The organism is Maribacter sp. (genome assembly GCF_016744255.1).
Classification (GTDB): domain Bacteria; phylum Bacteroidota; class Bacteroidia; order Flavobacteriales; family Flavobacteriaceae; genus Maribacter_B.
In genome coordinates this window covers 1-12,741 of the sequence record NZ_JADGES010000099.1, presented here as the reverse complement: position 1 = coordinate 12,741, position 12,741 = coordinate 1, and the positions used below count along the sequence as shown (strand labels likewise).

General features: G+C 32.3%; 11 protein-coding genes. 7 read left to right on the top strand and 4 right to left on the bottom strand.

What is annotated here, in order from left to right; all coding sequences use genetic code 11:
• Window positions 1–108: 108 nt before the first annotated feature.
• A complete protein-coding gene (locus QZZ51_RS13910; protein ID WP_291870700.1) occupies window positions 109–543 on the bottom strand; it encodes an Rrf2 family transcriptional regulator in 435 nt (144 codons plus the stop codon).
• Window positions 544–940: 397 nt separating this feature from the next.
• On the opposite strand from QZZ51_RS13910, the gene QZZ51_RS13905 reads away from it, so the two are divergent.
• Window positions 941–2,209 carry a DUF2130 domain-containing protein gene (locus tag QZZ51_RS13905; RefSeq protein WP_291870698.1) on the top strand — a complete coding sequence of 423 codons (1,269 nt, stop codon included), beginning with the start codon at window positions 941–943 and terminating at the stop codon, window positions 2,207–2,209.
• A 257-nt stretch (window positions 2,210–2,466) separates the two neighbouring features.
• On the opposite strand, the gene QZZ51_RS13900 is transcribed toward QZZ51_RS13905, so the two are convergent.
• The 3 genes from QZZ51_RS13900 to QZZ51_RS13890 all read right to left on the bottom strand — a co-directional run bounded on the left by QZZ51_RS13900 (window position 2,467) and on the right by QZZ51_RS13890 (window position 7,109).
• The gene (locus QZZ51_RS13900; RefSeq protein ID WP_291870696.1) at window positions 2,467–3,549 is read right to left on the bottom strand and encodes a PepSY-associated TM helix domain-containing protein; all 1,083 of its coding nucleotides are present in this window, start codon (window positions 3,547–3,549) and stop codon (window positions 2,467–2,469) included.
• Window positions 3,550–3,640: 91 nt separating this feature from the next.
• Window positions 3,641–6,013 (bottom strand): TonB-dependent receptor, encoded by a 2,373-nt coding sequence (locus QZZ51_RS13895; RefSeq protein WP_291870694.1) that lies wholly within the window; start codon window positions 6,011–6,013, stop codon window positions 3,641–3,643.
• 718 nt (window positions 6,014–6,731) lie between these two features.
• Window positions 6,732–7,109, bottom strand: coding sequence for a transcriptional repressor (locus tag QZZ51_RS13890; protein ID WP_291870692.1), 378 nt, complete (start codon window positions 7,107–7,109; stop codon window positions 6,732–6,734).
• A gap of 184 nt (window positions 7,110–7,293) precedes the next feature.
• On the opposite strand from QZZ51_RS13890, the gene QZZ51_RS13885 reads away from it, so the two are divergent.
• From QZZ51_RS13885 to QZZ51_RS13860, 6 genes are all read left to right on the top strand, one after another.
• On the top strand, window positions 7,294–7,536 hold the full coding sequence (locus QZZ51_RS13885; RefSeq protein ID WP_291870690.1) for a hypothetical protein: 243 nt from the start codon (window positions 7,294–7,296) through the stop codon (window positions 7,534–7,536).
• 262 nt (window positions 7,537–7,798) lie between these two features.
• Complete coding sequence (locus QZZ51_RS13880; RefSeq protein ID WP_291870688.1) at window positions 7,799–10,177, top strand: TonB-dependent receptor; 2,379 nt, start codon at window positions 7,799–7,801, stop codon at window positions 10,175–10,177.
• Between the two features lie 20 nt (window positions 10,178–10,197).
• Entirely contained in the window at window positions 10,198–10,971 is a 774-nt protein-coding gene (locus tag QZZ51_RS13875) for a DUF4625 domain-containing protein (protein ID WP_291870686.1), read from the top strand.
• 59 nt (window positions 10,972–11,030) lie between these two features.
• Complete coding sequence (locus QZZ51_RS13870; protein WP_291870684.1) at window positions 11,031–11,510, top strand: DUF4625 domain-containing protein; 480 nt, start codon at window positions 11,031–11,033, stop codon at window positions 11,508–11,510.
• A gap of 160 nt (window positions 11,511–11,670) precedes the next feature.
• Entirely contained in the window at window positions 11,671–12,444 is a 774-nt protein-coding gene (locus QZZ51_RS13865; RefSeq protein ID WP_291870682.1) for a serine hydrolase, read from the top strand.
• Window positions 12,393–12,614, top strand: a complete 222-nt coding sequence (locus tag QZZ51_RS13860; RefSeq protein ID WP_291870680.1) for a hypothetical protein — start codon at window positions 12,393–12,395, stop codon at window positions 12,612–12,614. The genes QZZ51_RS13865 and QZZ51_RS13860 overlap by 52 nt, the downstream gene beginning before the upstream one ends.
• Window positions 12,615–12,741 lie beyond the last annotated feature (127 nt).

Below are 12,741 nucleotides of genomic sequence, written 5' to 3'. Positions count from 1 at the left end.
GTTGTTTTCCTACGAATACCTCGGGGCTTGCTCCTAGAGGTAGTTTACTTCGTATTTCTATCATAGTTTATAAAAGGGTCTTCTTATCCTTTATAAGTGTAAAAAATTTTATCGTTTTAAGAAAAAATTAGCTGTATCCATATCTTCTACCAACATTTTTAAAGTGGTGGTTTCTAACATATTTCTAAGCTGGCTTCTAATTTCTACAAACTTAAAGTGTAGGGGACAAGGGGAATCTTCGTTACATTCCGATAATCCCAAGCCACAACCCGTATAAATAGTATCGCCATCTAATACTTTTACCACATCGCTCAATCTAATTGTTTCCATTTTATCATTTTCTATAACAAAACCGCCGTAAGGGCCTTTAATAGATTTTACAATAGTATTACGTGTAAGTTGTTGTAATACTTTAGCAGTAAAGGCTTGTGGCGAATGTATAGCATCGGATATGGTAACCAAACTCACTTTAATATCCTGCGCGCTTTGTTGGGCAATATAAATTATTGCTCTAAGTCCATATTCACAAGATTTTGAAAACATAGTATCTATATTATGCTACAAATTTAAAGCATAATTCCATAGAAGACAAATTTATCCTTTATAAAAAACTATCCTTTATCTCATAAAAACGGGTATAAACCAACGGCCTAATAGAATCTAATATGGCGAGCTAATCCTCCAAATTAGAAAAAAAAGCAATTCTATATATATTGTAAATTTTTTCTAAGGATTCATTGCGTTTAATAAAATTGCTATTCGCAAATTGGCAAAAAATGGTACTATAACGTTCTACCTTATGTAACTTTGTGTAGATTTATACTGGGTACAGGATTCTTAAAGAACAATTTTCTACCTACAATGAATTTAAAGCAGATTTCGAATGTTTCAAAGTCCTAGTAATACTTAGAAAATAGAACGGATACAAATTAAATAACCAATGAATAACGATACTCAAATAAAATGTCCTAATTGTGGCACATCTATAGATGTACAAGATATTTTATCGCATCAATTAGAAGAAGAAATAAAACAAAAATACCAGGCTCAGATTGCAGATGAAAAGAAGAAATACGAGAGCGAGCAAGAGAAGCTAAAACAAGAGAAGCTTAATTTTGAACAAAAGAAAAAGAGAGAGAATGAACTCTTTCAAGAACGCTTAGAAAATCAGCTTAAAGCGGATAAGAAAGATATTGAGTCTAAACTTAAGCTAAAATTAAAAGAAGAACAGTCGGAACAATTTGATGCTTTGCAAAAAGAATTAAATGAAAAATCGGAACAAATAAAAGAGTTAAATAGAACCAAAGCTGAAATTGAAAAATTAAAGCGAGAGAAGTCCGAGTTAAAAGAAATTGCGGAAGCGGAATCTCAAAAAAAACTAAATGAAATTCTTTTAGCAGAAAAGGAAAAGATTAAAAAATCGGAAGAAGACAAAAACGAATTGCGTTTTAAAGAAATGCAAAAGCAGCTAGAAGACCAAAAAAAGCTTACTGAAGAGATGAAACGTAAGCAAGAGCAAGGTTCTATGCAGTTACAAGGAGAAGTGCAAGAACTAGCAATAGAGGAGTGGTTAGCATCTAAATTTCCATTAGATACCATTGAAGAAATAAAAAAAGGAGCTAGAGGAGGAGATTGCATACAGATTGTACATTCTAGAACGGAACAAAATTGTGGTACTATATATTATGAAAGTAAGAGAACTAAAGATTTTCAACCCACTTGGATTGAAAAATTTAAAGCAGATATAAGAGATAGAGGTGCCAATATAGGGGTTTTGGTTACCGAAGTAATGCCATCTGATATGGACAGAATGGGATTAAAAGATGGAATTTGGATTTGCAATTATGAAGAATTTAAAGGTCTTTGTGCTGTTTTAAGAGAGAGCATTTTACAAGTAAATAATGCCATTATTACGCAAGAAAATAAAGGAGATAAAATGGACTTGCTTTACGATTACCTAACGAGTAGTACGTTTAGAATGCAAATAGAAGCCATTGTAGAAGGGTTTACACAAATGAAATCGGATTTAGATAGCGAAAAACGTTCCATGCAAAGAATTTGGAAACAAAGAGAAAAGCAGATTGAAAAGGTGGTAACCAATACCATTGATATGTACGGTTCTATAAAAGGTATCGCTGGTAACGCTATTCAATCTGTAAAGGCTCTTGAGCTACCAGAAGGAGATGACGATTTAGAATTAAATTTATAAAAATAACCTTAAGTTATACGGCATAAAAAAGTAAATATTAAAAGGTATTCTTTTTCTATAAAAAACTACAATAGGAACAAAGAGGTAATGTGTATATAAACTTACACCGAGTAAGAAATAAAATAAGAGTAAAAAAGCCATTAATCGTAGCTGATTCTTTGTTTTAAGGAAACTACCTCGGGGCAATCTCCACGAGGCATTCGTAGGAAAAAAATCTTGAAAATTTCGAGGCAAGCCTCGGAGCATTTAAATCTCGATTATCGAGTATTTACCCATAATACAAACCCTGTTATTGGTAACGAGGCTCCTATTAAACCTGTAAAAAAAACAAGTATTTTTCCCCAAATACTTAATATACTTCCTGTGTGAATATCATAATATAAAGACCTAAATTTTGCGCCTCTTTTCTTATTTATATCTAACTCTGTATTTATAATATTCCCAGTTGCGGGGTGTATATAAAAATGGTCTGAACTTCTATAAGAATCGTCATTTGGATATGCTGTTACTTTTAAAGGAAGAGTTGTTGTTTTAGGTAGAATATAAAGAAATAAGCGCCTATTTTTCTGGTTATAATCCATTTTTTTCTTTGCAACATCTAATGCCTCATAGGACAAGGTTGCGTTATCTATAATAATTGGGTTTTTTTTCTCTTTTTTTTCAAAAGTCACCATTCTATATAGCGATTCGTCTACCCAAGAAAAGGTCCAACCTAAACCGGTAATAGCAATTATTATAAGAATAAAAGAACTATAAAACCCTAAAACACTGTGTAAATCATATAATATTCTTTTAATGTTAGAGGTTTTTTTAATTGTAAATTTTGACTTTCTACCATTTTTAGATTTAAATATTTTTTTGCTTTTTGGAAACCATAAAATGATACCTGTAATTAAAGATATAATAAAAAGTATCACTGAATATCCAATAATTTTTCTTCCAATTTCTTTCTTTAATAATAAGTTTCTATGAATTTTTAGAACTACTGTAAAAAAGTCTTTCGACTGTTCTTTTTCTTTTAACAACTCCCCCGTATAGGGGTCTACAAAGCTGTCGTATAAGTTGCCATTCTTTGACGTTCTTAATATGGTTGTTCTACGCGATTCTGTAAAATCATAAACATATAATACCTTGTTTTCTGAGCTAGATTCATACAATTTTAATAAATCTGCTAATGGCATTTTTTCAAGAGTGGAATTTTCTACAGAATAATAAGGGTATATTAATAGCTTAATTTCTTTTTGAAAAGCATAAATAGATCCCGTAATACAAATTACAAAGATGATAAGGCCTGTAAAAAGACCTACCCATAAATGGATTATTCTAAATATGTTTCTCATCTTTTAAGTCTTTTTAAAATTAAAAAACAAAGCCCCAAATGATATAAATCATCAGGGCTTTGCATAATTTAATGGGTTCTATAATCTAGTATTACAATTTAATAAGCACTGATAAATTAAATCTAGCTCCATTAGCTTTTTCATAAGAACTAGCATAGCCTGCCCATTGTGATCTTGTCGTATAAAAGTCTTGATTAAATAAATTAGTAATCCCTAATTGAAACTTTATTTTTTCATCAACATCATAAGAGGCATATAAATTAGAATAATTAAAACTTTTAACAGGAGCATAGCCATAGCCATATTTTCCTTCGGCATTTGGCTCAAAACGATCTCTGCTTCCTGTTAAAACCGTTGAAATTTTTATATTTAATTTAGAATTCAAATCATATCCTAAATAAGTTCTTGTTATTGAAGGGTTAATTCTTCTGCTATTTAAATAAACATCCTCTTTATCAGTGGTATCCCCATCATCATTAGCATCTGCCTTACCTTCAATTCCTTGGTGAGATATTCCAAAATTAAATTTTTCAGCAAAACGAGTATTAAATTGAATTTCATATCCATGTATTCTCTCCGCGGCTCTAGTTACCTCAAGGTGTGCAGATTCTTCACTAGCTGTCCAACTTGACCCTAGTTCTGACGTACTAATAAAGTAAGTAGCTTGTAAAGTAGTATTAGCTCCTAATTCGCTAGATGCTCCAATTTCATAGTTATTTACAATGATGGCCTCTGGAGCAAATTTTAGTAGTAAATCAGGATCTTTAGCGACTCTAACTTCTCTTCCAATTTCTGCAACTGAAAAACTTTGTGAAAAACTAACAAATGGTTTAAATACTTTTATTTTATTGTATCTCAACCCTGAATTAAATGTAATGGCATTATATTTTAAATCATTACCATTTATTTTTATACCTCCATTATTTACATTTCCATCATTATACTTTAAAGTGGTATAATCATCAATACCAATATTTATTTTTTCGTATCTCAGACCTACTTTAATAACAAAGTCGTTAAAAGTTGTTTTGTTTTGAATAAACGGTGCAAAGTTTACCATATTCATTGGTGTTAAAATGGTTCTTCCATCAAGCGTAGTTTGCTTTGTTTCATCCCCCATAAAATCAATTCCGTAAACCAAATTACCTGAAATTTTATCCGAAAATCTATACGATGAGTTCAAGTTTAATCGAGCTCCTTTTTTTGAAGATTGAATCCTAGATTGCCCTCCAGAAATAGTACCTCCTTTTGTGTTATTTCCCCACCACGCGTACCATGCATAAACAGTTTCAAATTTATTTGAATAAAGATTTAATGAAAGGTCTGTATTTTTAAAAATATTCTTTGATAAAAAAGTAAATTGAAAGTTATGATTAAATCTAGTACCCTGATCTTCCTCTACACTATTTGGTTCAGAAAAAGCACCTGTTACCGGAGATTCTCCATAAACACCATTGACTCTTTTTAAATTTGTACTTTGATTACTACTAAAATAATTATAGACAAAACCAACACTATTATTTTCGTTTATATCATATTTTAATTTTCCAAAAAAATTATATCGCTGCGTCTCTCCAACGCCGTTATCTGGGGATTGAATTTCATTTTTTGGTCCTCTCATAATTCCGGTACTTTCATAAGACCCATTAATTACGTACCCCAATTTGTTTTTGGTACCACTAAATCCTTGGCTTATTAATGTTCCCATGGTATGCTTCGTATTTACTAAAGACCCTGTAGACCCAAATCTAGTTGTACTTTCAAAAGACTTATTAGGATTAATATTTTTAGTAATAAAGTTAACTACTCCACCTTCTGCGCCATTTCCATAAATAGCGGTAGCACCTCTAACAACTTCAATCTTCTCAATTACGGAAGGATCAATTGTATTAATTTCCTTATTGGTTTTAAACAAAGGAGTACTCTGAGGAATCCCATCAATTAAAATTAACATATTTCTACCTCTCATGTTTTGCCCTCTAGACCTATTAGTTCCGGTTGATAATGATATCCCTGGTATTTTATCAATAACATCTGCTAGCGTATTAGCATTTTGGGATAATATTGCAACTTCTTTTCTGTTTAAAACAGTTACTGATGAAGGTATTTCATCTATTTTATCATTACTTCTTGATGTTATAACTACCTCATTTAGTGAAAAATTATCTGGATTCATAGTCACAGATATATACTCATTAGTTGCTGAAACTGATACCAAAACATTTTTTGTTTTATACCCTAGATGCGACAAGGTAAGTTCATAATTACCAACTTTATTTAATGTTAATGTAAAATTACCTTCAGTATCTGTTTGTGTGCCATAACTATTTTGGTTATTGGTTATGTTCACTCCAATTAAAGGTTCATTTTGCCCGTTATTTACCTGCCCTTCAAGTATATATTCTTGTGAATACATTGAAATTGTTGTCAGAAAAATTAATAGCAAATAGTATTGCTTTTTCATATTATTTTAATTTAGATTAATTATAAATAGTTTATTTTTTGCGCAAAAATAAGAGGTTTTTTTAGTTGATAAAAATTATTTAGAATAAATCTAAATAATTTCTTTTATTAAGGTTTAGATGTAGGATACTATGACTAGAATTAAAAGAATAAGATGATTATTTTTTTAGATAAGGCTTTTAAAAACGGCCTAAGAAAACTTGGGTTAAAACAATAGGTGAATGAGCGTACATATTATAGAAGTCTGGTAATACCCTTTCTTAAGAGTTAAAATTATAGACGAAATTTTTAAAGCAATGTAACTTCCACGACAGCTGATTCCGTAGCTAAAAAGGTTTTTATTTTGAGCACATTTTCTTTACGCACGGCTCTGCTTTAAAGTTATCTATAGCAGGTTTAATACCCGGATGTTTGAAGTATAGTTTCTTTTAATTACTGTTAGGCTTGCCCCGAGGTAGTTTACCAGCAGTACTTAAAGTAAACTACCTCGGGACAAGACCCACGAGGCATTCGGAAGAAAACAATATTGAAAATTTCGAGGCAAGCCTCGGAGCATTTAAATATCGATTATCGAGTAAGAACAAAAATTAAAGCTGTATATTTTTTTAGGCCGTATGGTGTTCTATTTTTTAGAACGAATTGATTATGAAGAGAAGAACTGTAGAGACACTTACAAAGCTAATATCAAGAATACTAAATTAAAAGAGGCCAATTTGTTATTAAGAGCATTCTTTACATGTTCCCGATAAAACACAGTTCACATTTTCAACTAGGTAAGCATCAGGGATTGAAAAATTAACTTCAGCAGGAAGACATTCTAATGTTTCGCACTTAATACACATAAAATGTAAATGATTCTCCACTAACTTCATTTTATTTGTCCTTGTGTATAAGGCAAAATATTGTTTCCCATCTTCGGCAATAATCTTATGTAAAACTCCATCATCACAAAAGCGATTTAAAACTCGATAAATTGTAGCTCTATTTATATCAATAGAAATCTTCTGTTCAATCGAATCCTGACTCATTGCCTTTCCTTCCTTTTTTAAAACATCTAGAACAGCTTCTTTAGTAGGTGTATTTCTCCTTTTTGTCATTAATGCGATTTATTTGCAATAAGTTATTGCGAAAGTATTGCAATAATATAAATAAATATATACATTTGCAAAACCCAACTAATGTACAAGAGTCGCATTTTTTGGAGTTATCATTTTAATGAAAGTTAGTCGCATAAAAAATAGTATTATATATCTATTCCTTGTCCTTTTTCTCTCAATGAAAATGACAGGGCTTCATGTCTTTTTACATACAGAAGACAAAGATCATGCGCTACATTGTGTTGTTTGTGATCATGCTATTGCGCATAACTTAACGCCAGCACTTACTCCTGATTTAGGGAGTTTTACAATTAAAAATACGGAACTAATTCTTCAAAGAGAGATAACTAAAAACTACAATTTTATTATCTCAAGTACTATTGCTTCTTATCAACTCTTTTCTCGACCCCCTCCTTTTTTACTATAAGTTTTCCCTATACATTTTATTTAAAAGCTCGAACCAGTTAGTATTTAGGTAACTAAGGCATCTACTTGACACACATACAGTCATTTACATGAATTAAAAACAAATATTATAGTCTGTTCATAAGCGACTTGATTTAACCACCTGTTAGCTTTAAAGTTAATATATAAAGGTAGTTCAATTTCAATCTCATATAAATTAATGTATAGGTTTTGTCATGGTCCTTTTTGGGGACAATTGTTCAAATCTTAATAGTTTCTCAATTATGTCTTATAAAATACTGAGTGTATGGCTATGTTTTAGCCTATGCTCGATTGCGTTTGCGCAGAATTCTTTTCAGATAAAAGGATTTGTGAGGAATGCCAACACCTTACAACCTATAGAGGGAGCCAATATTGTTGGCGAAGGTCTATTTTCAATTTCATCAGTAGCAGGTGCTTTTACAATAAAAAATGTAGATGAAGGCACTTACTCCTTTACCATTTCTCATATAAGTTATGCGCCCAAAACAGTTACAGTTATTGTGGAATCAGAAATAGAAATAGTACAGGTTTACTTAAATGAATCTTCCACAGTACTTGAAGAAGTTGAAGTACACGGTAAATCTAAGTATAGAAAAGTAAAGGAAACACCTATAGTTTCTCATACGGTTTCTAAAGAGTTTCTTGATAAAAATAGAGAAAACAGCCTTATGCAGACCCTCAGTAAAATTCCTGGAGTAAGCACAATCAATATTGGTTCGGGACAATCGAAGCCCGTTATTAGGGGCTTGGGCTTTAATAGAGTTGCCGTTATTCAAAATGGCATAAAACACGAAGCACAACAATGGGGCAATGACCATGGACTAGAAATAGACCAATATGGTATTGAAAATATACAGATTATAAAAGGACCGGCATCTTTGGTTTATGGTTCTGATGCCATTGCAGGTGTTGTAGATATTCAACCTAATAAAATACCATTACAAAATTCCTTTAATGGGGAAGTAAATATTCTGGGTGAAAGCAATAATAATTTATTAGGTATTTCTACAAGTATTGAGGCAAGAAAAGAAAAATGGTTTTACCGCGGACGTTTAACGTATAGAGACTACGGGGATTACAAAGTACCCACAGATAAAATTAATTATGAGAATTACATTTTTGAATTGCAGGATAATAATTTAAGGAACACCGCAGGAAAAGAAGCTAATGCAAGCTTTAGCGTAGGCTACGTTTCTGATTATATAAAGTCGGAAACTTTTTTTAGTACTGTAAATGCAAAAAATGGTTTTTTCGCCAATGCTCACGGCCTGGAAGTCAGAACTTCTAGTATCGATTACGATCGTTCTAATAAGGATATTGACCTTCCTTTTCATAAGGTGAATCATTTTAAAATTATGAATAATACGTCCGTAATTATGGGCAAACATACATTTTATTTTGATCTAGGTTATCAAAAAAATCATAGGAAAGAACATTCTGAGCCTGTACCTCATGGCTACATGCCAAAACCACCGAACAGCAAAGAGCGAGAGTTTAATAAGAATACGTACTCCCTAAATATGAGAGATGCCTTTAAGCCAAATAAACACCACGATGTTGTTGCAGGAATAAATGTGGAATATCAAGATAATAACATTGGAGGTTGGGGTTTTTTGATTCCAGAATATAATCGTTTTACTATTGGGGTATTTGCGTATGACCAATTCGAGATCCATCCTAATCTACATTTTTTGGCTGGGATACGTTATGACTACGGATTAGTAGATACCAAATCGTATTACGATTGGTTTCTATCCACTACAAATAATAATGATGGCTCCAAGTCTTATATTTATTTACAAAGAGCCCAAAATAAAACCTTGGATTTTGGAAATATCAGCGCTTCGGCAGGCCTTAGTTACATTCAAAAAAATACTACCTATAAACTAAATATAGGTAAAAGTTTTAGAATGCCATTAGCCAACGAATTGGCTTCAGATGGGGTAAATTATCACATGTACCGCTTTGAAAAAGGAAATCTTGATTTAGACCCCGAGGAATCGTATCAATTGGATATTGATATAGATCATACAACAAAACAATTCTCAGTGGGTATTAGTCCTTTTGTTAATTTTTTTGAAAACTATATTTATTTGAATCCGACTTCAAATTACTATGAAACCTTACAAATTTATGAATACACACAAGCTAAGATTTTTAGATTTGGAGGCGAAGTAAGAGCAAGTACGACTCTATTCAAAAATCTACAGCTAGATGCATCTGCTGAATATGTCTATTCTAAACAGACTAGCGGAGCTAAAAAGAATTTTACACTGCCTTTTTCACCACCGTTGTCAGGACTATTCTCGGCCAATTATCAATTTAAGGACTTCCTCTTTTTAGCTAAGCCCAAATTAATTGCTGATTTCAGGATAACCGCAGCACAAAATGAAATTGTACCTCCAGAAGAAAAAACAGAAGGCTATCAAATACTCAATATGTCTTTTTTAACGAAAATGGCAATTTTCAAAAATAATCAACCCATTGAAATACGTGTAAAACTAAACAATGTATTCAATACCAAATATTACAATCATACCAGTTTCTACAGACTAATAGATGTTCCTGAAGCTGGCAGAAATTTATCAATCTCTTTAACAATCCCTTTAATAAATAATTAAAACAAATGAAAACAAAAATTATGAAATCAAATTTTAAATTTTTAGCAATAGTAGCTTTTCTAGGACTCTTTTTACACTCTTGTAATAGCGATGATGATAGCCCTATACTTGGCGCACCCATAATTTCTAACTTTGAATATGGAGAAGGGAATACACATTCTACAGACCACTTTGCTTACAAGGGTTCGGATATTCATTTAGAAGCAGAAATTAATGCAGGAGCAACCGTAAGTAGTATTTCTCTCTCCATTCATGCGCATGATTTAACTCTAGGTGATGGAGAAGTGGACTGGAATTTTGAACAAATATTTACTGATAGTAAATATCTAGCCATTAACCCTACATTCCATGAACATATAGATGTTCCTGCCAATATACCCGCAGGTGAGTACCATATTGAGTTAACCGTAACCGATGAACTCGGAAATAGCACAGAAGTTGAAGGGCATATTCAGATTTTGGATCCCATTACTCTTAGCAATATTTCAATTGATGCTACTGTTGTACGAGGAGATGATTTTCATACGGAATTTATGATAAATGCTATTAATGGAGTTCATAATATTACTGTTGATATCCATGCACATGGAATTACTCCTGGAACTGGGGAAGTGGAGTGGGACAATGAGCAAGTGTTTGAAGACGGCTACCATGAACAGACCCTAGTAGAATTCCATGAGCATATAGATGTCCCTATTACGGCGCCTACAGGAGAGTATCATATTATCTTTACTATTAAAGATGAAAACGGAAACACTAAAGAATATGAAACACATATAGATGTTACTGAATAATAAAAAATAATCATATCGCATAGTATGATTATGTACTATGCGATTTTATTCCCTATAAAATGAAATTTACACCAAAATACTTCTATTACTTATCATTTATGATCGTGATAGCTTCATGCTCAAATGATGATAGTATCGATAAGGATGAAGAAAAGCCGACCATAAGCGTCAATTACAATGAAGGGTTTCCACAAGGCTGTACACAACTAACCAGAGGAGAAACGTATAATTTTAGAGCTAAGGTTACCGATAATAAAGTATTAGCTTCTTATAGCATAGATATTCACCATAATTTTGATCATCATACACATGATGATCAAACAACAGAATGTGATTTAGAAGATGTAAAACAAGCCATAAATCCATTCATTTTTATCGAAAATTATTCCATAGAAAATGAACTGACGAGCTATGAAATTAATATCCCTGTAACAATCCCTAATGATATAGATACTGGGGATTATCACTGTGCATATTCCGTAACGGATGAAACAGGTTGGCAAGCTAGAACATCGATAGATGTAAAAATTATTGAGTAAATGAACATTTATAAAAACATAAACTTTTAATCTACATCATTACATTGAATTCGAGTTAGTTTTTTTAATGCATTTGTCACTACAACGCCTGAAGATAGAAAAGACGGAATATCAGTTGATACATTAGCGGTGAAGCAATGACCTAAACGCAATCCTTAAATTGTCTCAAGAGATTTTTGATGGTGAACATGGGAGCTATGATGCGTTGCTCATTTCACACAAAAACAAACTAGTTTTTGAATCCTATTATAAAAAAGGGCGTATCAACTTGCCTCATGGACAAGCATCAGCAGTAAAAGCGTATACCAGTTTGGTTTTGGGTAGAGCAATTCAAATGGGTTACTTATCTATGGAAGATCTAAACAAACCTTTGATTAGTTTTCTAAAAGATGTTGATCCTAAAAAAATTGCTAAAGGTACCGAAAAAATCACACTTCAAAAGGTATTGACCATGCACGGAGGGTTGAATGTAGATAGAGATACATGGAAAGAAATTGAGAAAGATTCAGTTCGATTAAAAGGCCAAGGGCTGGTTCAGACGCTTCTTGAACAAAGCGGACCTACAACGGCAGAGTCTCAGACTTATTTGTATGGTAATTTCAATCCAATGTTGGTAATGATGGTCATTGATGCCGTTGTACCAGGAACGGCTGAGAACTTTATTAAAAGGGAGTTACTTGACAAACCTGGCATCACAGAATATAAATGGTCAAATCATATTAGTGGTTTGCCAGAGGCAGGGTGGCGTGTAAGTATCATGTCTCGCGACATGCTTAAATTGGGTAATTTGGTTCTCAATACCGGTAAATTAAACGGCGAGCAGCTTATTTCTGAAGAATATCTTCCCAAAGCCACCAGTGGCATTGTGAAACCTACTCAAGATTGGATGCCAAAGACTATCGTTATGGTTATTTTTGGTATCAAACACTCGTAAAGGTAGGTTCTAAAAGTTATGACACCGCATTTGCTTGGGGAGGTGGTGGACAACACATAATAGTGATAGAAGAACTTGATTTAACAATTGTAATTTCTGGTCATGATAGAGAAGATGAAATAATGACACAAATTTCTGAAATCATTATACCTGCGTTTGTTAAACAATAATCCCATAAAAATAATAAATTCTAACATTTATAAACCCGAACTTGTATCGGGTTTTTTTATTAAAACATTTGTACTATAATGTTCCGCGTTATGTAACTTTACTTTGGTAAAGCAAAGTATTTGGCAT

Bases quoted from the DNA above. Each gene is read 5' to 3' on its own strand.
- QZZ51_RS13910 (WP_291870700.1), bottom strand. From the start codon at position 543: ATGTTTTCAAAATCTTGTGAATATGGACTTAGAGCAATAATTTATATT.
- QZZ51_RS13905 (WP_291870698.1), top strand. From the start codon at position 941: ATGAATAACGATACTCAAATAAAATGTCCTAATTGTGGCACATCTATA.
- QZZ51_RS13900 (WP_291870696.1), bottom strand. From the start codon at position 3,549: ATGAGAAACATATTTAGAATAATCCATTTATGGGTAGGTCTTTTTACA.
- QZZ51_RS13895 (WP_291870694.1), bottom strand. From the start codon at position 6,013: ATGAAAAAGCAATACTATTTGCTATTAATTTTTCTGACAACAATTTCA.
- QZZ51_RS13890 (WP_291870692.1), bottom strand. From the start codon at position 7,109: ATGACAAAAAGGAGAAATACACCTACTAAAGAAGCTGTTCTAGATGTT.
- QZZ51_RS13885 (WP_291870690.1), top strand. From the start codon at position 7,294: ATGACAGGGCTTCATGTCTTTTTACATACAGAAGACAAAGATCATGCG.
- QZZ51_RS13880 (WP_291870688.1), top strand. From the start codon at position 7,799: ATGTCTTATAAAATACTGAGTGTATGGCTATGTTTTAGCCTATGCTCG.
- QZZ51_RS13875 (WP_291870686.1), top strand. From the start codon at position 10,198: ATGAAATCAAATTTTAAATTTTTAGCAATAGTAGCTTTTCTAGGACTC.
- QZZ51_RS13870 (WP_291870684.1), top strand. From the start codon at position 11,031: ATGAAATTTACACCAAAATACTTCTATTACTTATCATTTATGATCGTG.